Origin of the sequence: Tolypothrix sp. PCC 7601 (assembly GCF_025677855.1) — a bacterium.
Taxonomy (GTDB): domain Bacteria; phylum Cyanobacteriota; class Cyanobacteriia; order Cyanobacteriales; family Nostocaceae; genus Aulosira; species Aulosira diplosiphon.
Genome location: NZ_CP064881.1, coordinates 80,385 through 105,174, shown reverse-complemented (window position 1 = coordinate 105,174; position 24,790 = coordinate 80,385). Strand labels below are relative to the sequence as shown.

Below are 24,790 nucleotides of genomic sequence, written 5' to 3'. Positions count from 1 at the left end.
CATCTAAAAAATCAGCCTCGATCCCGTTGGGAAAGAGGTGAAATTTTGTCTTGTTATTTTGTCTTACTGTCTTGTTATTTTGTCTTAGCAGAACTATGACACAACCCAATTCAAAAATTCAAGGAATTTTTTACCCACTTCAGCATGAAGAATGGTTGAGAGCCTACCGTGAACTCACACCAGCACAAAGGGACTAGCTATGTCACACCAAACTCAACTTACGGTAGTCCCTGATTACCCAATGCTCGGTATTGAATTAGATGGCTTCTACCAAACTCCTAACACAATGGCTATTAAAGCTATTCGCGGCAAGTTAACTGCTGCTGACTGGTCACTATGGGCTTATCTACAAATGATTGAGCCTTTCGGCGATCGCATGGTAGAACTACCAAGAATTCCAGAAATTGCAGAAGCAATCGGTGTCAGTGAAAGACAGGTTAAACGTTCTCTGGCAAAACTTGAAGATTTAGAACTTTATCGATGGGAACCTGTAGTAATTCGTGGACAGAATTTAGCAGGTAAGCAAGCCAAAGAACTACGCCAAAAGAAAAAAGCAAATCAATCGGAAAGTAAACCTAAATTTTCTGGCGAGAGAAAAATGACAGAATTGTCCGGAGTTGGACAGAATTGTCCAGAACAGGACAGTCCAGAATCTAAAAGTAAACCTAAATTTTCTGGCGAGAGAAAAATGACAGAATTGTCCGGAGTTGGACAAGATTGTCCGGAGTTGGACAATCTTGTCCAAACTAAGACAGAATTGTCCGGAGTTGGACAAGATTGTCCAAATCGAGAGCTAGAACCCTTGTACAGTAATGGTTATAGCTCCCCTCAGATCTCTCAGACTTATACAGAATTTATTCAGACTCTCTCAGAAGAGGAGCGAGCGAATTTTTTGAACTTTTGTGAAGAAAAAACTAAAAATCTCAGTCAGCCAGTCAACGACATTGAAGCTTGGTTGGCTCATCAAAATAAAGCTGGACAAAATCGCTGGGAGGTTTATTACAAGAAATTTCTGGCTTGGCAACAAGCAAAAGCCAAAAAATCTCAAAGCAGTCGCAGCAGCCAAATGATGAAAAAGTTTCAACAGGAAATTGAACAACAACATCAGCAAGCTATGGAAACCTATAAGGAGAAAGTATGATCGCTCCCAATGTTCTTGAAATGGAACAAGCCAGCTTGGGTTGGATAATGTCAAACCCAGAAGCAATCAGCATAGTGAGCTTCAACCTCTCTACAAAACCTTTGTCCTGTGAATTGAAAATTTCAAGTTGCTTATGGCGGAAGAACTAAGTTTTCAAGGGCCAGCTGACCGCCTGCCACCCCAAAACATCGAGGCAGAAGAGGCCATTTTGGGCGGGATTATGCTAGACCCAGAAGCAATAAGCAGGATTTGCGATCGCTTAATTCCAGAAGCCTTTTACATCAGCGCCCACAAAGATATTTATCAAGCTGCGCTGCGGCTCTTGAGTCAATCTTTACCCACAGATTTACTCTCAGTCACCAGTTGGCTGGCTGACCACAATTTACTTGAGCGTATTGGTGGGAGAAATAAATTAGCCACCCTTGTAGACCGCACAGTGTCAGCCGTTAACATCGATGCCTTAGCTCTTTTGGTGATGGACAAGTATCTGCGGCGGCAGTTGATTAAAGCGGGTAATGAAATTGTGCATCTGGGTTATGAGACCGAAAAAGAGTTACCAATTGTCTTAGATCAGGCAGAGCAAAAGGTTTTTCAACTATCTAATCAAACTATTACAAACAATACTGAACACAACAGCACGATTAATATTGCTGCTTACGAGGAATTAGATTCAGATAATCCCATCTACCCCACAGGACTTCATGAGCTTGATAATTTAATGCTGGGATTTGAAGATGGCACACTCACCATAGTTGGGGGTAGGCCATCAATGGGGAAATCATTCATTTCGCTATTCCTGGCGTTCCAGATGATACTGCTTCACGACTTACCTGTAGCTATCTTCTCGCTGGAGATGACAAAAAAGCAATTGGAGTACAGACTGTGGAGTTTAATTAGTGTTACTAGTGCCTACAAGCATTTAGACTTGATTCCGCTGAAGAGCGATCGCATCCGCAGACATCGTTCAGGTAATCAACCTTTAGAGATCTGGGAATTCACAAGTATTGCCAAAATTGTTGGTATTGCCTCAGAATTACCGCTTTATATGAATGACTCAAGAGGTATTACTGTTTCTGGAATTGCTTCTGAATGTCGTCAGATAAAAGCCAAAGAAGGAAAGCTGGGATTAGTTGTAGTCGATTACCTACAAATGATGGCAGAAGACTCTGGGGGTAATCGCAGTTATGAATTAGGAGATGTCGCCAGGGGACTTTACAAAATGGCTGGTGATTTAAATGTTCCTGTCTTGGCACTTTCTCAAATTTCTAGGGGAGTAGAGAGTAGGCAGAATAAGCGTCCTATGATGAGTGACCTCAGCCAATCAGGAATCTTAGAGATGGTTGCAGACAATATTATTCTCGCGTACCGTGATGAGTACTATAACCCAGATACTACAGAACAGGGAATCTTAGAACTTATCATGGCTAAATCTCGCCACGGCGATACAGGCACAGCAACAGTGTTTTTTGACAAGTCATATGGAATTATCCAGAATTTGAGGTGATGAAAGTTGTTTACAGGCGATCGCCTGCTCTGAGGCAAGCTGAATGCAGAGATACAAAGTACAGTAGAGTGTTTGTGCTTTTACCCCCTGGATGACCAAATTGTGAATCATACCCTGACCAAAAATTAACGACATTTCAAGGGTTACAGCCTAAACATCACATAAAAGTTTGCATAAAATTATGGCCGCGTGTCCTAATTGTGAATCATAATAAATCCTAGAGTTGTCATAACGAAAAAGAAAAAACTTCTCCCGAATAATTCTCTAAAAATCACTCCTATGTACAACTTAGATGACAAAATATGGTTCAAACTGACTAAAATATGATTCAATTCGCGTTGATAAGTATTTTTAGGAGACTGTAGTGAAGCAACAAAGCCGTCCTTGTATCACATAGGTCACGCTCCCGGAGGTGAAGCTCAAATGAACGAATTCGAGTTTGAAGATTGGTGTAGGCAACAGCAACTAGCAACCAACACCATTGATTTGATTACACAAATCAGGAAATCCCCACCCTCACGTCGGGTACAAGGACGAACCAAGAACGTTTGTGGCGTGTACCCTAGTTCTAAAATGGGGGTCACAATTCAATTCGAGAGCCATACAGTGGAATTGTGGGCGATTTACTTGATGGAACACGACCCCAAAGTTTTAGAGTTCTACGACCAGCCCCCACCATTCAAAATCCAGTATAAAAATCAAGCAGGGCGTAATATAGGTCACTATCATACCCCTGACTTTTTTTGTATTACGTCATGATGGTGCTTGCTGGGAAGAGTGGAAAACAGTTAAGGAACTAGAGTTCTTAGCACAAAAATATCCTGGGCGTTATCAAAAAACAGCATCCGGTCATTGGCGTTGCCCACCAGGAGAAGCACACGCATCACAATTTGGTCTAAAATACTGCGTTCGTACTGATGCCGAATTGAATCCCGTCTTTACCCAGAACTTGATGTTTTTGTCAGATTACCTGGGATTTAAATCAAATTTGACAACAGATGTACACTCGACAGTTCTGGCTTACCTGGAAGCAAATCCAGGAATAACGATTGCGGCATTGCTACAAGAATTAAATGATGTATGTGCCAATGACATATACATCATGATTGCAACTGAGCTTTTGTACGTGGATTTGTCTGCTGTCCCCTTAGTTGAACATTACAGGACACGATTATGGGTAAGTCAACAAAATCATGACGCTTATACACACGCATCTGTTGTAGGAGTAACTACAAAGAATACTCCCAGTAGTCCCACAACACTGCTACCTAACACAGCCCTTGAGTGGGATTCGGCGCTATGGACTTTAGTTAACTATGGCGAGACCACAACCACGCTATTACCAGAGTCAGGCTTCCCAATACAGTTGCCCACAGCATTTTTTCTCCAGTTATTCGACAGTGGCACCATTAAAATCCACAACGGAGTTACAGATGTAACAAGAAATGAAACTGTACGGACTTTAATGGAGGCCGCTTCTCCATCTCACTTAAAAGAAGCGAATCGAAAATTTAATATAGTACAAGCATATTTCCAACGCCATACAGATATCTATCAAGACATCAACCCACGTACCTTGCGTAGATGGGTACAACAGTTCCGTGAAGCAGAAGCAAGTTTAGGTTGCGGTTATGTCGGGTTGCTACCACGCACACATCAGCAAGGGAATCGTCAACCAAAATCGCCAACAGATTCAAGTGAATTATTAGATAAATTTATTAAGGAGCATTTTGAAACACCAAGACAAGCGACAGGCGCTTCAGTATATCGGGCGTATGTCAGAGCCTGTACAGCATTAAATATACAACCCCTTAGTAACCGCACCTTCTACCAGCGTTTAAAAAACGCCCAACCCATGAGCAGACATTAAAGCGTCAGGGAGCAAAAGCCGCATACGCAACAGAGCCTTTTGTCTGGGAACTAGCTTTAAATACACGTCCTCACGGAAACCGTCCACTGGAGATAGTCCATATCGACCATACCGAACTCGATATTGAATTACGCTCACAAGCTACAGGTCGGTTACTGGGACGACCTTGGCTAACATTACTGACCGATGCTTATTCTCGGCGAATATTGGCAGTTTATCTGACTTTTGATGCACCTTCTTACAGGTCTTGCATGATGGGGCTACGTATTTTAGTCCAGCGCCAAGGTCGTTTTCCCTCAACATTAGTTGTAGATGGTGGCAAAGAATTCCACAGTATATACTTTGACACCTTGCTAGCACGCTACCACTGCACCAAGAAAACACGACCTGGTGGTAAACCCCGCTTTGGGTCGGTAATTGAACGATTATTTGGGACGACAAATACTGAGTTTATCTATAACCTATTAGGTAATACTCAAGCAAGTAAACAGCCGCGTCAACTCACCAAAACTGTTGACCCAAAACAGTTAGCTGTTTGGAATTTGGGAGATTTATATACTTACCTGACCCAGTGGGCTTACTCGATTTACGACTCAAATTATCATGACTCATTAGGTGCGTCTCCAGGCGTTGTTTATACCGAAGGGTTGTCAATCGCCGGAGAACGCTTACACCGAAGTATTGCTTATAACGAAGAGTTCCTCATGGCAACACGTCCTTCCACGCCCAAAGGTCAGGCGAAAGTTCAGCCGGGACAAGGGATTAAAGTCAATTATCTCTACTATTGGAGTGATGCTTTCCGCAATCCCAATGTAGAAAAAACATTAGTACCAGTACGCTACGATCCTTTTGATATGGGAGTTGCTTACGCCTATGTTGATGGGCGCTGGGTGAGATGTATCTCTCAGTATTACAGTACTTTCGTGGGACGCACTGAAAAAGAAGTGTTGTTAGCGGCACAAGAAATTAGGCAATTGAACAAACGTAGCGCCACGGCGACGAATTTGAATGCCAAACATTTAGCTGACTTCATTGCCAATGTCCAAGAACATGAAGCCTTGTTGCTGCAAAGATTGCGTGATTTGGAAAGTAAACGCTTACTAGACAATTTAACGTCTAGTAATTCTTCTGTTCCATCAGTAAACCAAGTTCATTCAACATTTGCTGTATTGGCACAACAGAGTGAAGATGTTGCATCGCAGCACGTACCATCTCGAAACGTTGAACCGTTGGATCTAAGTTCACTGCCAATATTAGCGGAATACAAATAGATGGATTTAAACAGGAACAGGAGCGATGACATAAACTTACTTACTCAATTTAAGGAGTATGCAGTTTTACATCCACAGTTAGCACGGGTAGATATGCTGCTCATGCGTGCGATTCGAGAACCTGCCGGATTTGCTCATGTGTTGGTGTATGGGCCAAGCGGTGTGGGCAAGACGACGATGATACGGCAAATTGCCCGACGTTTAAATGCGCCTCAAACTGAGGATTATGTATCAAATGACTCAAGCTACCGCAACGGTTATGTACCTCAATTACCTCTGTTACTGATAGAGACACGTCCACCTGACAGTGGGGTGTTTAATCGAACTGACTATTACCGGACTGCGCTGAAGCTTTTGAATGAGCCATTCTACGAGCGTCGTAGCATTGTAGACATTGATACGTCGGAGGCATGGGAGAAAAAAGGGCGTGGACGTACTAGCAAAACTTCCCAGTTTAATGATTCTCCAGAACTGCGCCACGCATTAGAAGAAGCGATAACCAAACGTGGTGTACGTGCGGTTATCCTGGATGAAGCGCAACATTTAATGAAGATTGGGACTGGAAGTAATGCTGGCAAGCTTTTAGACCAGTTGGATTGGATTAAATCCATGACGAATGTTACGGGTGTTTTACACATCCTGATTGGTACTTACGAACTGTTAAATTTCCGCAATTTAAGTGGTCAAGCATCCCGGCGCGGTCTGGATATCCACTTTCCGCGCTATTTGTACCAAAATGAACAAGACCGTTTGGATTTTCAAGCAGCGTTATTGGCACTCCTCAAGCAAGTACCTCTTGATACTAATATTCCTGAATTAATGCAGCATTGGCTTTACTTCTATGAACATTCTATTGGCTGTCTTGGAGTCCTAAAAGACTGGCTCATCAGAACTGTGGCGGCGGCATTAGATGATGGAAATAAAGCTTTAACTTTAAAACAATTACACGAACATACCCTAACGCTAGCGCAGTGCGAACGTATGGCAATAGAAGCGACTGAAGGCGAAGAAAAACTGAGCTATATGGAGAGCCGCCGCGAACACTTATGGCATTTGCTACAAATAGGAATGGGTTCAACGGATGTACCGACTAGTGCAGTCCCTCCTGAAACTCCGTTGGTCGGTAGTGAAATCACTTCATCGAAAACAGAGTCACCACCTAAAACTACATCGACTCGGAAAAAGCCAAACGTACCTGCACCACAAGAATTTACGACCACAACAGCAAACGAGATCCCCGTAGAGCCAGCCTTGAAGAAAAAGCAGACTCGTAAGAAAACTACATCTACTCAAACGCTTGAAATTACTGAAACGCCACTTAGTAATCCTAGTACTGACCTTCAGGCGATAACCCAGGACACGCAACAGCAAACAGATAAGAGTCCCCAGAAAAAGTCAGGCACACGGGTTGGACAACGCAAACCCAAGCGAGACACTGTTGGGCATGAATCGCCGTCAACAACATAATAATGATAATCATTGGGTGGGGGAAGAAGCTGCCGACGGCAGCTTCTTCCCATTCTCTTTATTAATGAGACAGGGTTGAGCTTTGCTCAACCCTGTCTCCCCCCAACTATACGATTATCATTCTTACAACTCACAACTAAATTATGAAGTATATCTTGTCCTAATGAGTTTTGAAGCATTTCGTGACCCTTTGGCAAAAATATCGTTCAAATCACACTTATTCAGCAAAAAACAGTCTGTTCCGCCGGGTCAACCGTTTTTTGTCAAGGAACAACCGCGTCAATTCCTTGCGGATACGGAATATGAATTGTTATTTTTTCAGTTGTTAACTGGGGTCAACGACGAAAATTGGAGTCGCGGACGGGTAAAGGGTTTTTTAGATGGAAAAAATATTGCTGAAGCTGATTTAGTGCAATGGTTGCGGCGTTTTGGCGAGAATTTGCTAGCTAGTGATGGGGAAAATAGGGAGTTGGCAACGCGGATGGTACGGTTGGGTGAGGTTGGTTGTGGGGTGTTGGGTGAGGTTGCTGGGGAGATTGGGAGGGAATTTTTGTGGGAGGAAGAGGACACTGGAGAGGAAGAAAAAAGAGAAGCGGAAATTTGGTTTGAAAGGGGTCAGCAACAGTTTGATGCTGAAGATTTTGAAGGTAGTATCGCATCATTTGACCAAGCACTCAAATTTCAGCCTAATGACCCTGAAGCTTGGTATGGAAGAGGTATTGTGCTAGCTAGTTTGGAAAGATTTGAAGAAGCAATCATATCTTTTAACGAAGCAGTAGAATTGAAACCTGATTTCTATGAAGCTTGGCAAAACCGGGGTGCTGTGCTAGCTGATTTAAAACGGTTCTCTGAAGCTGTTACATCTTTTGACCAAGCTCTCAAAATAAAACCTGATGACCATGAAGCTTGGCAAAATAGAGGTGCTGTACTAGCTGAGTTAAAACGGCTCCCTGAAGCTATTGTATCTTTTGACCAAGCTCTCAAAATAAAACCTGATTCTGATTCTGCTTGGTATGTTCGAGGTTTGGTTTTACATACATTAGAACACAATGAAGAAGCGATCGCATCTTATGACAAAGCATTGCAAATTCAACCTGATAAATACGAGGTATGGTTTGAACGAGGGTTAACACTAAGTAAATTAGAACAAAATGAAGAAGCGATCGCGTCTTATGACAAAGCATTGCAAATTCAACCTGATAAATACGAGGTATGGTTTAAACGAGGCTTGATACTAAGTAAATTAAAACGCAATGAAGAAGCAATCGCATCTTATGAGCAAGTAGTTAAAATTGAGCCTTATCATTATAATGCTTGGAACAACTGGGGTAATGCACTGCTAAATTTAGAACGATTTGAAGAAGCGATCGCATCTTACGACAAAGCACTGAAAATTAAACTTGATTTTCATGAAGCTTGGAACAGCCGAGGTGTTGCATTAGCTAATTTAGATAGGTTTGAAGATGCGATCGCATCCTATGAACAAGCACTGGAAATTAAACCGAATGATTATTGTCTAGCTTGGCTCAACCGGGGTAATGCGCTACGTAAATTGGGAGAGTTTGAACAAGCAATTAAATCATACGACCGAGCACTAAAAATTAAACCCGATTTCGATGAAGTTTGGATTGGTAAAGGTGCTTTACTTTGTGATAAGTTTAATCAATATGAAGAAGCTATAGCTTGTTTTGACAAAGCACTCAATTTTAAACCTGATGAATATAGGGCTTGGCGTAATCGTGGTGTTGCTGCTGGAAAATCCATTAGTTTCAATCAATTTTTAGCTATTTACAATGCTATTACAGAACAAAACTCAGACCTCAATAAACGCGATTATGAGGGAGAATTAGCAAGCTATCAAGAAGGTTTGAAATATTGCCAGCAAGACACTCATTCCGAAGGTTGGGGAATATTGCATCAAGCAATAGGTAATGCTCACTATTACCAAGGTGTGGGAGAACGTAATCATCGCCAATATTGGTTCCAAGCAGAATCTGAATATCACCAAGCCCTAATTACCCTCACAAAAGAAGCCTTCCCCGAATTACATTTAGACTTATTGCGAGGATTAATCCGCGTCTTATTTGGCTTAAACAAAGACGAAGCAGCCAAAGAATATCGCAAACAAGCATTAGCAGTATTCGGAGAATTACTAAACTCCCCCAATAAATCTTCTTTCCAAAAACGCAAATTAGAAGCCCAATTTTCTGGTTTCTCCCAAATGCGGGTGGACGTTTTAATCGAAGATGGTGATTTTATCTCTGCTTTAGAAACTGCAGAAAGAAACAAAAATTTCTACCTCACCTGGATACTCGATGCTCGCAAAGAACAGATTCTTAGCCCCAGTTACAGCCAAATTCAAAAGTTAATAAATTCCCCAACTAATCGAAACACAGCTATCATCTACTGGCATATCAGCCCCTTTGCTATCACTACATTTATCATCAAACCTGATGCCGATAAACCCGTCGTTATCCCTACCCAAAAGCCAGAAAAATTAGAAGCTTGGCTCAAAAATTGGCATACACAATACGATAATCACCGAAAAGGAGTAAAACAGCAATCATCAAATCCAGATTGGCGAGATAATTTACCGCAATTGCTGATAAAACTCGGCGAAATACTCAACATTTCCGCGATTATCAAACCCATCCAGAACCAAAACACTCAAATCCAAAATCTTATATTAATTCCACACCGCGATTTACACCGTTTTCCCCTCCATGCCCTATTTCCAGATGAATTTACCACCACCTACTTACCCAGTGCCCAAATTGGCATAAGTTTGCAGCAAAAACAACCAATTTCAGTCCCAACCAGCCTTTTAAGCGTAGAAGCACCCAATAGCAAAGATTCAGATGATAAGCCATTTGAAGAACTACCCAACGCAGAAATTGAATCTGTAACCATCTGTGCAATGTTCGCCAATCCCCAGCGAATACCTGGAAGTACAGCCAGCAAGGAAAATATCAAAACAGCCCTAGCAAATAACCACCAAATATTTCACTTTACCGGACACGCAACCTACAATTACCAAAGACCAAAGCTATCTTGCCTTGCCTTAAGCGGTACGGATAGATTCACCCTAGAAGACATTACCCAATTATCCCTGGAAAACTACCATCTCGTCAGCCTTTCCGCTTGCGAAACCGCCATTACAGGTAATCAAACCATTGATAATGAGTACGTGGGATTAGTCAGTGGCTTCCTCACTCAAGGCGTAACAAATGTTCTCAGCACCCTCTGGACAGTCGAATCTTTATCCAGCGCTTTATTCATGATTGAATTTTACCGTCAACCCAACTGGAATACTGCCCCAGCAGTTGCACTCAAACGCACCCAGATGTGGTTACGTAACTTAACATATCGTGAACTGATAAATTGGTACAAACAACGTGCTGAGGAGATAACAGAAAAAGATTCGATTTGCGCGGAAGATTTGCTAGACGAAGCCGCTATCATCGAAAATGACCCCGCTAAAATAAATACAACCATACCTCCCTATGCCCATCCCTATTATTGGGCAAGTTTCACCATTACTGGCAAAATTAACTCTTAAACTCATACAGCTATGCAAGCAACATATAATATCCGCAAAGAAGCTTTCTTAAATGCAGTCAACCAATTTGATGTATCAACACTACCACTGGAACTACAACAGGAAATAAATATATTGTGTAACGCTTTGAAAGAGCAAGCCACAGAAGATAGAATTAAGCAGCTTAATAGCTTAGTCGAAAAATGCGAACCACTCAAACGACTTTATGATATTCAAAGGCGAAACTTGAAGAAGCAAGAAAGTGAACAAGAACGCAGTAAAGGCTTTTCTGTAACAAACGATAATCCCAAACCAGAACAACTAGGTTCCACAAATACCAACCCTCCTACCCCACCATCCGATAATTCAAATTCCCAATCTTCTCCATCCACTCAATCAACAAATAAAGGTAGTAAATAGTCATGAGTCACAAACAACCGAAGGAACAAAAAAGAGGCTTTTCCGTGAGCGGAGATAAACCAAAATCTCAAGATTTAAAACCTACCAATGTCAATCCTCCAACCCCAAAAAAGCTACCAAATCAGAATCATAAAAAATATTAAATACTGATTAGCAAATAATGACTTCATGAAAAAACTTATATACCCTACCTTAGATTTGTTTGTTTACCAATTCAGAAATGGTTTAGGTGATAGTGATGAGCAAATTAAAGAAAATCATAAAAGCTTTTGGCAGAACCTACCAGATAAAATCAAGGTAGATTTAGATGCCGAAGAAAAGGGAGAAAACCCAGAATATATAAAATTAATAGAAGAACTAATAGAACAACCGACAAAACAACAATTTAATATTCAAAATAATCACTATTATTTTACAGATATCAGCGATAGCTACAAATTAGAAGGCTATTATTACCCAATTCGTTTATACGATACTTACGGGCTGATTTTCGATTGCTCCATTGACGATAGAAACAATCCTCAGCTAATAGATGTTTTCAAAAATCTCAAACAACAAGCAGCCACAAAAAGTGGTAATATCGGAAAAACTTGGATGGTATCTGGTTCATTAGCTCCAGGAACTAAACCTGATCCAGCGAGCATTGCCAAAGAAACATACAAGATTTTAGAAGGTATTGAATGCCAAAATCCAGAGCCAGGAAAATTCCTCGGCGCAACAGTTTTTGAAGTCTGGAAACCACCGCAAAAATGGCTAAATGTCGAACAGGAAAATATTCATGTTCTGATTATCCTCTATGCCAATCTGTGGAATATGGAAGTAGCCGCAGAATTTTATGGTGATTGGCTACGATTATTTAATATGCGTAATAAAATTCTTTGGGAATACGCATATAGTCGCCAACTCACTACGGAACTCAAAGCAATATTTCAGGCTGTCTTAGAGAACATCAATCGAGTCAACAAAGTTAATTACGGATTTATAAATCAAAAAATATCTCAACAAGAATTACAAGATTTGCAAAAAATTTTGAGTCAAAGTATAGCAACACTATCTGATTATGCTAGTAAGCTAAGTTTTTTAGAAATGCTTCGTTTAGCAATAGACAATAACTTACAAAACTATCAAAGCTTCATAAAAGATATTGAAAATAAAGCCAAAGAAAAACAGCAAAATGACAGTACATTAGGTGATACAAACTTACAATGCCTAGAGAAATTTACCAAAACTGTTACAAATAAATACAAAGTTCAGATACAACAAGACTGTGCCAGCCTCAATGCCAGTTTAAGAATTATAGAAGACTTAACCAACACCGTGCGTGGAATCATCGAGATCGAACAAACAAAAAATGACCGTTCTATAAACAATACTATTGCTGCTGTAGGTATTGGACTAGCCACTAGTCAAATAGTCTCTGCTGTCATCCTTGCCGAAGTGCCCCAAAATAAAAACCCCTTCGCCTATCAAACTCAAGCTTTTGCCTGGAGTTTGGGAATAGGAGCATTTGCTGGTTTAGTAGCATATATACTGATTCCCCGCATCATGCCCAAACTCACTCGAATCTTATCTCGTAAATGAAATGTTTACATAAATTTTGGCTGTCGTCATAATTAACTTCTGCTGCTTTGTTATGTTGTTAAAACTAAAAAACAATACGAACATTTTTAATAAACCGACCTGTCCGAAATCTTAACTAGGGCCCACTTGAATTTTGCTTTAACATTGCTCATCCCTTAATTGCGCTAATTCCTGAGCTTTTTCTTGATCGATTTTGTATCGCTTGTTACGCACTAAATCGTGATGATTTTGAATAAGTTGATGCTCCTCATGAGTGCGATCGCGTTTCCGCATACTTTTTAATTCAGCCGTTTCTTTGACTACCTCCCTTACTTTCAGGGATATTGAACGGTTCTGCCAGTGTTCGCGGTTAATCCTGTCAAGTTTTTGTGATATCGCTGGTAATAAATAAGTATCAAAATTATCTAGTGGTAAATTTTCCCAAATCCTGCTATCATTACACCCCGGCGTTTGACAAAGAGTCCAGCGATCGCGAGATAAATTGTAGTCTGGCATTACCAGCAGCGCCAAATGCGGATCGACTATTCCTGAATCCCGACAGCAGAAGCAGCGCCAACTTGGATAAAACATCTCCTTTTCTTCCTCATTTTGAACAGGCCTATCAATAATATTTCTGGGATAGACGCAACACTAGAACACCGATTCAGTATTCGGAATCATGACGAAAAAACCTGGTTTCGTGAGTTGTAACAAGGAATGTTTTATTGTAGGAGACGTTAAAACAGGGGTTTTCAGTCTCATATTTTATTAGTGAATCGGTGTTCTAGTGCTGAGTACTAAATTTAAGGTTGTTATGAATGTTCTCTACCTATTGATAGAGCCACTTCCTTGTGTAGACTACACAAAATTGATGTATAAATTTAAAAATAATTTTATGTATATTTACTTTATTTTATCAATATAATCCATATTTCTAATTACTTAAAATTATAGATTTTGTGTATAGTTACACAGTTAAAAACTAATTGTTAGTAATCAATATATCCAGAATAAATCATAAATTCTGAGAAATAATAAATTGATAATCTTCTCACATTCGGATGATTATTATTAGGATATATACAAGTTATTAAAGATATAGAAAACTTTGTTGTGATTCTCTATGTCTTCAATAAAGCTATATCCAGAACGCCACATAAAGAAGTATTCGACTAATCTTTATCCCCTAGTAATTACTGCAAATGTGGCTATGGTCTTAGATGTAATTATTAACCATAGTCCCCTGAGCTTTTTAACATTTGGCTTAACAACATTAGGGACAGCAGTAATTATTTGGCGGCGTGAGTTAGATGGGCTGCTTAATTTTTGTGCCAAGCTAAATCGGCGCTATAAATTCACTACCCCTGCATTGACAATGCTAGGAACTTTTTCATTGTTAGACGCACTATCAACTCCCGCAAAAGCACAGTTCTTCCAAAATGCACAAACTTGGATGACATCAAACTTTTCAGGAGCTGGTCAAGCTATTCCTTTAGTATTTAACGTGCTGCGTGGTTTATTTTTGATTTACTTGGGAATTTCTTTGGTAAAAGTCATACAATCAGCTCGCCAAGACGAAGATTGGCAGAATTTAGCCCGAACACCCATGATTATTCTAATTGCAGTGACTATGGGTGATATCTTGGCGAACTTAATTATTGGCAGTGGCGGTACAACTGGTTGAGGTCGAAAATGATTGATAGTAAATCCAAAACACGCACTGTTAATACCACCATTGGAAAGCAGCCTAACATTGGGCCATTTCCATCTGATCAATTAATTCCTTGGGTAGTGATTTCTGGGGTTTCCTATTATTTATTTCATGGCTTTTTGCGACTTAATTGGATTTGGACTCTAACTCTAGCAACTTGGGGAATTTCGACTTGGTGGGTGCTGACTGCTAACGGAGCTTGGAGAATTTTATCAAAGTTTTTAGCTACTCCTAATTGGACGCGAGTACGTGTGCTGTATCAACCAATTTTGCAGTCAAATGCTAAAAAAAAAGCAGAAAGCCGAAAAACTGCTAACAAATTTGAAATTTAGAAAATAGTCACGATGGGATATTAGTTAACTTTCCCAAAAAAGTTGACTTGGGAGGTGATATTTCGGTGAAATCAAAAGTTGGTAAGCGCATTGTTGATAATGGGGAACGCAAAGTTCGTTTAACACCTCTGGAAGATGCTTTTGCACTAGTTACAATGTTGCAGATTAATCTTCAAGGGCGTTCTGTTGGTGCTTACGTACTGCGTAAAGGTACTAACAGCTTTATGATTCACTTTGGGTTCGAGTGCGCCGGGATTCACTCAACGTTGCGTACTGAACAAATTGATCCAGTTTTCGACGCTATTGAATCGGGCTTAAAAGATTTACCAGAGGGTGAACGACTGACAATACATTTGAGTTCGTTTACTGATGATAGTTTCAGGCAACAACAACTCCAGAATTTGAGCGAGCGCTCACCCAACAAAGAACTACAATATCTCCTGATGGGAGAACGCTGTCGTACTCAAGAATTGACGAAACTCGGCATCCGTAAACCCAAAACCCTGCGCTTGTACTGTACCTATACAGTAGAACCAGATACCACTGGCACCAGCGATGTCATAGAAAAATTGCTCTCAAGACTAGAGCGTTCATGGAAATCTTTCACTGGCGAAATCAACGAGTTACAGTTTCTTCGCATTGAGCGCCTGCTACACGCATCTTTTACTGATGGCTTTCAACTTTGGGAACAATTGCTGTCCAACAAAATGGGGTTAAATGTTCGCCCCTACGATGCTGAAGAACTTTGGGCAATTCTCTGGCAGCGTTTCAACTCGACTCCACCGCGACCAATTCCCCAACTTTTGATTTTAGATGAGGAGGGACTGCGCGAAGAAATTTACTCAGAAGTTGCGCCTACTTCCATGTTGATGGAATCTGAATCATCGATTCCTATTGCTGATCGCCGTTGGGTGCATCTACTAGACAAATATATTGGAGCACTGACCTTTGTCGATAAACCTGGTGGCTGGACAGATAAGGAACACCAGATGCGCTATCTCTGGGAAATTTTATCCAGAGAACGGGTTTATGACACCGAAATTTACTGCCAATTGATGCGGGCTAACGAGACTTTAGTCAAAACCAATATGCAGCGCCTAACCAAACAGGCGAATACAAGCGCAGTTTTGGCACATGAAAAAAACTCAGTTGATGTCAAGTCTTTAGTCAATATCAAAAAGTCAATTGCTGCTCAGGAAGAACTTTATGAAGGTGCTGTTCCCATTCATACTGGGATTGTGTTTTTAGTTTACCGCTCATCCCGTGAAAAATTGGATGAAGCCTGTCGGTATTTACAATCTTGCTTTTTGCGTCCAGCCTGGGTAGTCCGCGAAACTGAATATCCGTGGCGGATGTGGTTGCAGACTCTTCCCATCACTTGGGAGCGTTTAATGACCGTTCCCTTTAATCGACGGCTAGTTTACTTAAGTGGTGAAGTACCTGGGTTCATGCCATTAGTACGAACTCAAGCTAAAGACGATAGTGGCTTGGAACTAATTGCCGAAGAAGGAGGAACGCCAGTATTCCTCAATTTGTACACCCAGCACAAGAACTTGGGGCTATTCGCTACTACCCGTGCAGGTAAAAGCGTCTTGGCATCGGGCATCCTCACCCAAGCTTTAGCGCATGGAATGCCAGTGGTAGCAATGGACTATCCTAAACCTGATGGCAGCAGTACTTTTACTGATTACACCCAATTTATGGGTAATGACGGAGCTTACTTTGATATCGGTAAAGAATCAAGTAATTTATTTGAATTGCCGAATTTAGGCTCTCTCCCACCTAAGTTGCAGCAAGAACGATTTGAGGATTACAAAGAATTCCTAGCGACGGCAATACTAGCAATGGTTGTAGGTACTCGTAGGGGTGTAACCAATGCCTCGCAAACACTTACGGACGCGATACGTTCCATCATTGCTTTGGCCCTGAAAGCTTTTTTTAACGATGAATTAATCCGCGATCGCTATGCCGCAGCCTACATTAATGGTTTTGGTTCACAAGAATGGTTGGTAATGCCCACCTTGCAAGATTTCTTAAGTTTTTGTTCTCATGAGCGTTTACAGCTAGATTCTTCAGGGGGCGATATCAAAGCAGCCCTAGAAACCATAAAATTACGCTTGCGATTCTGGCTTTCTAGTAGAGTTGGACAAGCGTTAGCCCAACCTTCCACCTTCCGCAGTGATGCACATCTATTAATCTTTGCGCTGCGTAACTTATCCAATGACGATGATGCAGCAATTTTAAGTTTAAGTGCTTACAGTGCAGCCCTGCGTCGAGCCTTGGCAGCCCCAGCCAGCGTATTTTTTATTGATGAAAGTCCTATCCTGTTTGAATACGATTCGATTGCCGCACTGGTGGGTAGACTGTGTGCCAATGGAGCAAAAGCCGGAATCCGAGTAATTTTATCTGCTCAAGACCCTGATACCATTGCCCAATCTCCAACAGGTGCGAAGATTTTCCAAAATCTAACCACTCGGCTGATTGGACGTATCCAACCTACTGCTGTTGATAGCTTTGCGAACATTTTGAAATATCCCCCAGAAATCATTTCTCGCAATGCCACAGAAAGTTTTTTTCCAAAAAAGGAAGGAGTTTATTCCCAGTGGCTGCTAGACGATAACGGGATTTTTACTTTTTGCCGCTACTATCCCGCCTTTAATTTGTTCGCAGCAGTAGCAAACAATCCCGAAGAGCAAGAGCAAAGAACTGCTGCTTTATCTCAGCATCCCAATAAGTTTGTGGCTTTGACACAATTCTCCAAACATTTGGTTGAGACGAAGTAAATATTCAAAAAAGGAGGAGTGATGCACAAAATTAAGCGAGCTACTATTATTGGAGCGATCGCCGTCTCTGCAATTGGATTCACTAGCGCTCAGGCATTTTCAGTACCAATTTTTCCAGATAGTCCCTCCGCAAGATTCTTCGAGCAATGGCGACAGCAATTGAATCCATTTACTCAAGATGCTTCCTCCCTGGCTCAAAAACTCGAACCTTTAACGAAGTTCTTAGGCAAAGATTTGCAAGCTGCGATTACGGAAGCAATGGGTGTATTGGGTTTACCAGATGCAAATGCAGCAAGAGAAAAAGCTTCTGATAGTGCAGCTACTTCAGATAGTGCCGTCAATGCGGCTGAACGAGCCACAAACGAAATTGACCGCCAAATTACCCGCACAGAAGCAGATAGCACTCTTAGCAAAGCAGGTCAACAACAAACCAAAGACCGAATTGAAACAACCCAAAATTCAGTTGCACAAGTTTATGTAGATGCTAATGCTGCTCAAGATGAAGTTGTCACCCAGAATGTCATGAAGCGAATTGCTCAACAAAATGTCCAAACCGCAGCAATTTTAGGAGACATGCGGACTGATGGATTGAAATTACGGCAGTCTCAAAATTTGGCGAACCTCAATTTGACGAATATCTCCCGTTCTTTAGATGGTCAAAAGCAGGCGTATCAGAAACAAACAGTGGATCAGGGTTTTAATAATTTAAGGACAGCAGCCCAAGCGCGGTTGTTCTAAAAGGCAGCCCAATGCCCAAAAAATTTCATTGCCATGCATGAAAAAGGAAGAAGGAGGGCGAAGATTGTTGCAATTATTGAAATATGAGTTGATGCTCGCACAAACCCAAACTCCTAATCCAGGGCAAGCAGCTTCCACGATTACTAAAGATGGTGCAGCTGCTAGTGAAGCGATCGCGCAGACAATGGAAAAACTTTGGGATGACGTACTCGGTGGAGGATTGTACAGTGCGATTGCCTCACTAGGAGTTTTCTTTGCTGTCGGCACTCTGCTGATTTTCCTTGTCCAATGGACGCGAGAAATGGTGGATGGTGATAACTCCAAAGCTTTCTCTGAAATGATTTGGCCCATAGTAGTGATAGTCCTGCTAGCCAACAATGCTCAACCCTTGGCGATCGCCACTAAAGGATTGAGAGCCATCATTAATCAAACAAACAACACTCTGCTGACAACCACTTCTGCTTCTATCCAACTCCAAGAAGCATATCAGCAAGTAATGCTGAAGACTGGTAACGCCGATGTCATTCAAGCATTAATTGTCCAGTGCGATGCGATCGCCGATCCGAAGCAACAAGCTGAGTGTTTACAAAAGGCTTCTGAGCAAGCCCAAGAAATTGAAACTCAAACAGATAATCGCCCCGGTTGGATGAAAGGTATTGGCGAATTATTTAACACCAACATTTTTCAATTAACTCTGCGTGGTTGGTTATTAGCATTTGGTATTGCTTTTCAATGGATAGTCGAAGTTTCCATGCTATTAACTGCACTGTTAGGGCCTTTGGCTGTGGGAGGTTCATTACTTCCCGTTGGTCAAAAAGCGATTTTTGCATGGTTAACTGGCTTTTTCTCTGTGGGAATGATCAAGCTTTGTTTCAATATTATTTCTGGGTTAGTCGCCACAATGGTGCTGAATGCTGATAATAACGACCCCATGATTTTCGCCTTTGCTATTGGTATTCTCGCACCAATTTTATCTGTTGTTTTGGCTGCGGGTGGCGGTATGGCGATTTTTAGAAGTTTTTCTAGTGTTGCCAGTTTGGGGCTTTCTTCTGTAGTTACCAGATTGGTTAAAAAAGTGTAACTAAATTTTCATTTTATGACTAGTTCAGATCGACATTCCGGCTCAAGAAATGCTAAACATAACCGATTGAGATTTTTGAATCTTTCTTCTAAAAATATTTCAACTGGCGATACTTTAGCATTATTTGCAGTAGGCACTTTTAGCTTGCACCTTTTGACTCTGTTCTTAATGTTGCTACTGTATGGTTCCTACTCAAAGTTGAGTAGAAAAGCACCTCCGTCTCTAGTGCAATTAGAAACAGGTAAATCAATTAAAGTTGCCTCAATAGGTAGTTTAGAACGTACTCCTCAAGTTATTTTACATTTTGTTTCTGACACAATGACTTTGATGATGAATTGGTCAGGAACGCTACCATCCACCACAGTAGAAGAAGCTGCTAAACCCAAACCAGACCCTGGTATAGATATTCGCTCTTCAAGTAACGGAAGTGGTAAAGTAACTTCTTCAGCATGGCAAGCATCCCATGCTTTATCGGAAGACTTCCGCAAAGAGTTTTTGCAAATACTAGCTGAAATTACACCACCAGCAGTTTTCAAGGGAACAACGCAAGTAGTTTTAGTTCCACTTTCTATTCAACCTCCCATCAAAATTGCTGAGGGTAAGTGGAAAGTCAAAATGGTTGCTAACCTTAGCATATTTGACCAAGGAAATAAATTGGGAGAAGTAATTCCCTTTAATAAAGAAATCTTCGTACAAGCCGTTGAAGCTCCTGATATGTCAACAACAAATGATGGATTAGCAGCAGCAATTTATCAGATGCGAGCTAGCGGTTTAGAAATTTATGCAATACGGGATTTACCACAGGAGAATTTATAATGCCTGAGCATCAAAATGGTAAAACACCTACAAATATTCTTGAATTAGAAAAAAAACCTGCTACGGCTAACCAAAAATTTGAACAAGAGTTAAATGAAGAATTTGATGATGAATGGGATGAAGAAAGTCTGGCGCGATTACTCGGTTATGTATATCCGGTTGTAAATTCAACAACTTCTTCTGAAGTGAATGAACATGAAATAACTTCAGAAGAAGTTGAACATACCGAAAATCAAGCTGAAGTATCTTCGCCAAATGTAGTAGCACCCCATGAGTTATTTGATGACCCACAATTAGGTAAAACACAACAAAACTTCTCCACTAATCCATTTTCTAAATTTGGTGTTGTCGGCTTGGGATTGTTTGTGATATTCGGTGTAGGAGCTACTTTTTTAAATATCATTATTTCCGGTAGACCAAAAGCAGCACCAAAAGTTATGGATCAAGGTTCTGCCCAGCCTACAGTAGAACTTGCTGATAATATAAAACCCCAAGAAGTAGAAACAGGGAAACTAAAAGCAGAATTAGCGTTAGGAAGTCAAGTAGAAAAAATCAAATCTTTAGAAAGTTCCAAAAGTCCCAAAACTTCTGTAGCCAAAGCGCGTAACCAAACTAAGGATGAGTTAAATAAACGAACTACAGTCAACCAGACTCCACCTGATGTGCGTCCATTACCAATTTCTCGTCCAGTTCAAGTTGCTTATGTCCCTCGTCAAACAACACCAAGAGAATATTATTCGCCTCGTTTTACAACAGTTTCTCGGAATCAAGCACCTGTAAGTAACGTGCCAGTAAATACCACAAGCACAATACCAATACCGCCTCGTACAAACCAATTTACTGACCCAATGCAACAATGGGCGGCAATTAATAGATTAGGAAGTTATGGCAGTAGTGAAATTGCGACTAACACTGAATTGGCAACCAAAACTTACGAACAACCGAATAATAGTGCTGTAGATACTGTTACGAACGTACAAAGAAATTCACCAATAATAATTCCTCGTGCCACCCCAGTTTTAGCTGTTGCTAACACAATTGTGGAAACTGCCGATTCTCTAGAACCACTCTACACAGAAGAAAATGCAATTGTTACAGGTGTACCTGTGCGACAACTAACGGTGGGTGCAACTGCATCTGGAAAGTTAATTACTCCGTTAATTTGGGGTGAAAGTTCAACTAATAATATTGATGCAAAATCACTGACTCCAACTCAAAAAGACAAGTTTATTGTCCAGCTTGTTGAACCACTAACTGAAGAAGATGGTTTTGTTACTTTACCAAAAGGTACTCAAATTGTTGTCCATGTACGAGACATTGACGAATCAGGACTTGTGCAACTGGAAGCAACCCAAATTGTGATGGAAGGTAAGGAGTATGTGTTGCCACCAGGAGCAATTACTATTCGCGGCAACTCCGGCCGTCCATTAATGGCATCAAAGTCGAATGATAAAGGTGGCGAAATTGCTTTACGAGATGCAGAAACATTCGTAGTTGGTTCTTTGGCTAAAGTGGGCAAAGTACTCAATCAACCTCAAGACGAACAATACTCAACTTCCACTGGGTTTGGTGGTACAACTACTTTTTCTTCCACTAGACGAGGTGGCCCTAATATCTTGGGAGCCATTTTAGAAGGAGGATTTGAACCGCTGACTGAACAAATTTTAGAACGCAATCAGCGATCGCTAAGAGAAATCGAACAACGAAAAGCAGTTTGGTACGTCCGCGCAGGTTCGGATATTCAGGTTTTTGTCAACCAATCTTTTCAACTTTAAACTGCCTCCCCAATGCCCCATGCCCTAATTTACTCAGTATGAATCCGATGAAAGTTTTTCTGCAAAAGTTGACTGTAACCGCTTCCATCTATACTGTGCTGACTTTTGCTACTGGCCTTTTACCAGTAGTTGCAGGTGAAACATCTCGTTCCAGCCAAACTCCTCAAGGACTGCGACGTATTTCACAGGATATGGCCACTGGGCAGAGTGGAAGTGAAATGCCTCTAATTGAGTTATCGCCGGGGTATGGAGTCAATATTTCCTTTATCCCCAATGGTGAGATAGTAGAGAAAGTTTGGTTAGATAATCCAGCGATCGCTTCTCTTGATGTTGATGGTTGTTTGTCAGGCTTGGGACGTGAATGTAACTCTCCAGGGGCAACAGTATTACATCTGCGACGGATCAACCCAATAGATATACCGCAGTTGCCGAAGATGAATAGCAGCTTGCTGACAGTAGTAGCAAAAGGTAACTCTGAGCGGCGAGTGTATTTATTTCGGGTCGCTACAACTAATACAAAACCCAAATATCACACAATCGAGGTCACACCTCACACCCAAGAAGAACCTGAAATTAGAGAACTATTACCGCAATCTCAAAATTTACAAGCTATGAGTCGGGGTCTGGAAATCGCCCAAAAACAACGTTTAATTTCGCCTGAATCGCGCTTGTGGCAGCGAATAAAAAACTTTTTAACAAATGTGAAGTCAGGAGAATCAATATCTAATGCTGCCCGGAAAGCTGGCATTACTTTGCAGCTAGTGAATCGGCTGATAGAACTGGGACAAACTACTCCCGTAAATATTTTGAGGCAGCGTTTAGTAAATCAATCAAATTACTCAAATAAGATTTGAAATTAAGGCAATGAAATTCCTAAAAATTCCTTTTAGCTTGATATCTGGGCTAAGTTTAGCTATCTTAATTTCTGGTACAACTTTAATTTCATCACAAGAGCAAGGATTATCAAATTCTCAGTTAAGACAATCGGGCGTTCCTACAAGCAATTGGCAAAATACTCGCCTGCCTAATTGGAATCAAATTACCTTTGCTAAAATGCCTGGTATTGCCGAATCTGGTTCTTTTCAAGTACCAATACGTGTGTCAGAAAAGTTGGGATATGACCCTTCGCGTAGTTGGAATGCTGGACAGACACCTGATTATTACATGATGTTAGGTGACTTTCAAGAGGCTTTCAAACTTCAAGATTTTTCACTAACTGATATTGCCAAAACTGTTGATTTGGATTTAAGTCAAGTTGATTTAGACCAATTTGGCGTAATGAAATTCCAAAGTTTAGAGAGCTTGAGTGAGGCTATTCCTAATTTGAAAGATAAACATATTGCTGAAGTTAAACCTGTTTTAGATTTATTATCTCAAAAGCTAGAAACTTCCTTTGATTCCAATCAAACAATCGGGAAGCTATTGCAACAATCTCCTCATTTAGGAAAACTACAGTTTGCATCTTTAAACTTAGCATCTTATAGTTTGGATTCTATTCCAGGTTTGGCAACAACACCAATTGGTGCATTTAAAAAATGGCAAGGTGTCCATATTAATGAGATACCAGGATTAGCTGATGTTCCTTTTTCTCAGTTTCCTAATCCAATTAATGCTGTGGGTGGAAATGTGGGCATTGTTGATATTGCTTTTGCAACTGACGAACAACAACGTCATAGCACAATTTCTGGTAGTAATAAAGAAGGCTTTTCTGTGCCATGTCAAAAAGATTGTGCTCACATAGAATTATCTGGTTCATCTGCGGTTTCAGGTAAAGCCTGGGTTAGCGGTAAATATCAATTAGTTAAGGGTGGTCAAGGAATCCTCAGTTCAGTGAATGGCGGGAAAGAACCAACAGGTCGTCATCCATTTGGTCATGCTTTCAAAGTCGCAGTGTGGGATATTTCAGAAGTAGACGGCATGATTTCTCAAGCTTTATTCTTCCGGGCTTGTATGCGGAATACTTTTGTAGATTTAGGCTGTACACCCTATTTTATTGGGCCTGTACCATTCATGACTTTCAAAGAGCAAGAACCTATATTTTTAGGTTTAATTGCAGGAGAAAGCTCTAATTCAGTTTCCACAACTACAGGATTGAATAGTACGGGGTTTAGATTTAAACAATCTCCTAATAGTTCAACAAATAAGTTGTCTAATTTACTGCCCACAATTAAAGGTGATTGCAAGAATCTTCATTCATCAGGAACAAATATCGATGCTTTGATTGCTGCTTTCTATAGTGTTGAAGAAAATTACAACTTAGTCGGTAATTATACCTGCGACTCATCTGATAACTGTGGACGTGGGCTGGGTGCAATGCAGTTTATGTCATATCGTCCAGATGTGCGAAAGATTATCTCAAGTAAATCTGGCGGTGCAAAGTTTCTATCCAAATTGGATGCAGGTGAAAAAGTTACAGGTGAGGATATGATGCAATATTTTTCACCTGCTGAACAACAAACTTTAATTAAAGCTGATATCACCAACTTACTGAACAGCGCATCTCAACAAATCGACCCAATGACCGAAAAGCCTTTTATAGGCGAGCGATTAATTGAACGTGCTGCTCAAATGAATTTCGCTGGTGTAGGTATCCCTATCGATACGGCTGTCAGTGATGTGGATGGAAAAATATCAATCAGAGGATATGGCAACAAAACATCTGCTAAATATTTTCAAGCTCTGCAATTAATGGGCTGTTCTTAGACTAAAGAAATCCTGTTTAATTTCTGTATTTTCGGTTCAAGTTATGAGTTTTCTATTTCAGAATTTATTCAAAACATTAA

19 protein-coding genes are annotated in these 24,790 nt (G+C 40.8%); 18 read left to right on the top strand and 1 reads right to left on the bottom strand.

All coding sequences use genetic code 11. The features are described from left to right. Positions 1-199: 199 nt before the first annotated feature. From HG267_RS38015 to HG267_RS37975, 9 genes are all read left to right on the top strand, one after another. Positions 200-1,141 carry an AsnC family protein gene (locus tag HG267_RS38015; RefSeq protein ID WP_228045731.1) on the top strand — a complete coding sequence of 314 codons (942 nt, stop codon included), beginning with the start codon at positions 200-202 and terminating at the stop codon, positions 1,139-1,141. 133 nt (positions 1,142-1,274) lie between these two features. Next, positions 1,275-2,645 carry a replicative DNA helicase gene (dnaB, locus tag HG267_RS38010; protein WP_045874941.1) on the top strand — a complete coding sequence of 457 codons (1,371 nt, stop codon included), beginning with the start codon at positions 1,275-1,277 and terminating at the stop codon, positions 2,643-2,645. Positions 2,646-3,068: 423 nt separating this feature from the next. Beyond that, positions 3,069-3,404: a Tn7 transposase TnsA N-terminal domain-containing protein gene (locus HG267_RS38005; protein ID WP_263420088.1), complete on the top strand. Its 336-nt coding sequence runs from the start codon at positions 3,069-3,071 to the stop codon at positions 3,402-3,404. 229 nt (positions 3,405-3,633) lie between these two features. After that, positions 3,634-4,515, top strand: a complete 882-nt coding sequence (locus HG267_RS38000) for a helix-turn-helix domain-containing protein (protein WP_263420087.1) — start codon at positions 3,634-3,636, stop codon at positions 4,513-4,515. A 251-nt stretch (positions 4,516-4,766) separates the two neighbouring features. Next, complete coding sequence (locus tag HG267_RS37995) at positions 4,767-5,786, top strand: Mu transposase C-terminal domain-containing protein (protein ID WP_411863277.1); 1,020 nt, start codon at positions 4,767-4,769, stop codon at positions 5,784-5,786. Beyond that, positions 5,787-7,253: an ATP-binding protein gene (locus HG267_RS37990; protein WP_045874301.1), complete on the top strand. Its 1,467-nt coding sequence runs from the start codon at positions 5,787-5,789 to the stop codon at positions 7,251-7,253. 163 nt (positions 7,254-7,416) lie between these two features. Beyond that, positions 7,417-10,812, top strand: a complete 3,396-nt coding sequence (locus HG267_RS37985) for a CHAT domain-containing protein (RefSeq protein WP_045873590.1) — start codon at positions 7,417-7,419, stop codon at positions 10,810-10,812. Between the two features lie 12 nt (positions 10,813-10,824). Continuing rightward, positions 10,825-11,211, top strand: coding sequence for a hypothetical protein (locus HG267_RS37980; RefSeq protein ID WP_045873589.1), 387 nt, complete (start codon positions 10,825-10,827; stop codon positions 11,209-11,211). 168 nt (positions 11,212-11,379) lie between these two features. Beyond that, on the top strand, positions 11,380-12,792 hold the full coding sequence (locus HG267_RS37975) for a hypothetical protein (RefSeq protein WP_045873588.1): 1,413 nt from the start codon (positions 11,380-11,382) through the stop codon (positions 12,790-12,792). 138 nt (positions 12,793-12,930) lie between these two features. On the opposite strand, the gene HG267_RS37970 is transcribed toward HG267_RS37975, so the two are convergent. Further along, positions 12,931-13,362 (bottom strand): hypothetical protein, encoded by a 432-nt coding sequence (locus HG267_RS37970; RefSeq protein WP_155539575.1) that lies wholly within the window; start codon positions 13,360-13,362, stop codon positions 12,931-12,933. Positions 13,363-13,894: 532 nt separating this feature from the next. Here HG267_RS37970 and HG267_RS37965 point away from each other — a divergent pair. From HG267_RS37965 to HG267_RS37925, 9 genes are read left to right on the top strand one after another with little or no spacing between them, the layout of a single operon-like run. Further along, positions 13,895-14,455 carry a hypothetical protein gene (locus HG267_RS37965; protein WP_045873587.1) on the top strand — a complete coding sequence of 187 codons (561 nt, stop codon included), beginning with the start codon at positions 13,895-13,897 and terminating at the stop codon, positions 14,453-14,455. Between the two features lie 8 nt (positions 14,456-14,463). Continuing rightward, complete coding sequence (locus HG267_RS37960) at positions 14,464-14,814, top strand: hypothetical protein (protein WP_045873586.1); 351 nt, start codon at positions 14,464-14,466, stop codon at positions 14,812-14,814. Between the two features lie 59 nt (positions 14,815-14,873). After that, entirely contained in the window at positions 14,874-17,597 is a 2,724-nt protein-coding gene (locus tag HG267_RS37955) for a hypothetical protein (protein WP_045873665.1), read from the top strand. A 21-nt stretch (positions 17,598-17,618) separates the two neighbouring features. Further along, positions 17,619-18,335, top strand: a complete 717-nt coding sequence (locus HG267_RS37950) for a hypothetical protein (protein WP_045873585.1) — start codon at positions 17,619-17,621, stop codon at positions 18,333-18,335. A gap of 37 nt (positions 18,336-18,372) precedes the next feature. Beyond that, positions 18,373-19,416, top strand: a complete 1,044-nt coding sequence (locus HG267_RS37945) for a hypothetical protein (RefSeq protein ID WP_081584131.1) — start codon at positions 18,373-18,375, stop codon at positions 19,414-19,416. A 15-nt stretch (positions 19,417-19,431) separates the two neighbouring features. Then, a complete protein-coding gene (locus tag HG267_RS37940; RefSeq protein ID WP_052335376.1) occupies positions 19,432-20,232 on the top strand; it encodes a hypothetical protein in 801 nt (266 codons plus the stop codon). Beyond that, complete coding sequence (locus tag HG267_RS37935) at positions 20,232-22,007, top strand: TrbI/VirB10 family protein (protein WP_081584130.1); 1,776 nt, start codon at positions 20,232-20,234, stop codon at positions 22,005-22,007. Before HG267_RS37940 ends, HG267_RS37935 begins: the two co-directional genes overlap by 1 nt. 47 nt (positions 22,008-22,054) lie before the next feature. Continuing rightward, positions 22,055-22,861: a hypothetical protein gene (locus tag HG267_RS37930; protein ID WP_045873584.1), complete on the top strand. Its 807-nt coding sequence runs from the start codon at positions 22,055-22,057 to the stop codon at positions 22,859-22,861. Positions 22,862-22,871: 10 nt separating this feature from the next. Beyond that, complete coding sequence (locus HG267_RS37925) at positions 22,872-24,710, top strand: hypothetical protein (protein ID WP_045873583.1); 1,839 nt, start codon at positions 22,872-22,874, stop codon at positions 24,708-24,710. Positions 24,711-24,790: the final 80 nt, after the last annotated feature.

Bases quoted from the DNA above. Each gene is read 5' to 3' on its own strand.
- HG267_RS38015 (WP_228045731.1), top strand. From the start codon at position 200: ATGTCACACCAAACTCAACTTACGGTAGTCCCTGATTACCCAATGCTC.
- dnaB (WP_045874941.1), top strand. From the start codon at position 1,275: ATGGCGGAAGAACTAAGTTTTCAAGGGCCAGCTGACCGCCTGCCACCC.
- HG267_RS38005 (WP_263420088.1), top strand. From the start codon at position 3,069: ATGAACGAATTCGAGTTTGAAGATTGGTGTAGGCAACAGCAACTAGCA.
- HG267_RS37995 (WP_411863277.1), top strand. From the start codon at position 4,767: ATGATGGGGCTACGTATTTTAGTCCAGCGCCAAGGTCGTTTTCCCTCA.
- HG267_RS37990 (WP_045874301.1), top strand. From the start codon at position 5,787: ATGGATTTAAACAGGAACAGGAGCGATGACATAAACTTACTTACTCAA.
- HG267_RS37985 (WP_045873590.1), top strand. From the start codon at position 7,417: ATGAGTTTTGAAGCATTTCGTGACCCTTTGGCAAAAATATCGTTCAAA.
- HG267_RS37980 (WP_045873589.1), top strand. From the start codon at position 10,825: ATGCAAGCAACATATAATATCCGCAAAGAAGCTTTCTTAAATGCAGTC.
- HG267_RS37975 (WP_045873588.1), top strand. From the start codon at position 11,380: ATGAAAAAACTTATATACCCTACCTTAGATTTGTTTGTTTACCAATTC.
- HG267_RS37970 (WP_155539575.1), bottom strand. From the start codon at position 13,362: ATGTTTTATCCAAGTTGGCGCTGCTTCTGCTGTCGGGATTCAGGAATA.
- HG267_RS37965 (WP_045873587.1), top strand. From the start codon at position 13,895: ATGTCTTCAATAAAGCTATATCCAGAACGCCACATAAAGAAGTATTCG.
- HG267_RS37960 (WP_045873586.1), top strand. From the start codon at position 14,464: ATGATTGATAGTAAATCCAAAACACGCACTGTTAATACCACCATTGGA.
- HG267_RS37950 (WP_045873585.1), top strand. From the start codon at position 17,619: ATGCACAAAATTAAGCGAGCTACTATTATTGGAGCGATCGCCGTCTCT.
- HG267_RS37945 (WP_081584131.1), top strand. From the start codon at position 18,373: ATGAAAAAGGAAGAAGGAGGGCGAAGATTGTTGCAATTATTGAAATAT.
- HG267_RS37940 (WP_052335376.1), top strand. From the start codon at position 19,432: ATGACTAGTTCAGATCGACATTCCGGCTCAAGAAATGCTAAACATAAC.
- HG267_RS37935 (WP_081584130.1), top strand. From the start codon at position 20,232: ATGCCTGAGCATCAAAATGGTAAAACACCTACAAATATTCTTGAATTA.
- HG267_RS37930 (WP_045873584.1), top strand. From the start codon at position 22,055: ATGAAAGTTTTTCTGCAAAAGTTGACTGTAACCGCTTCCATCTATACT.
- HG267_RS37925 (WP_045873583.1), top strand. From the start codon at position 22,872: ATGAAATTCCTAAAAATTCCTTTTAGCTTGATATCTGGGCTAAGTTTA.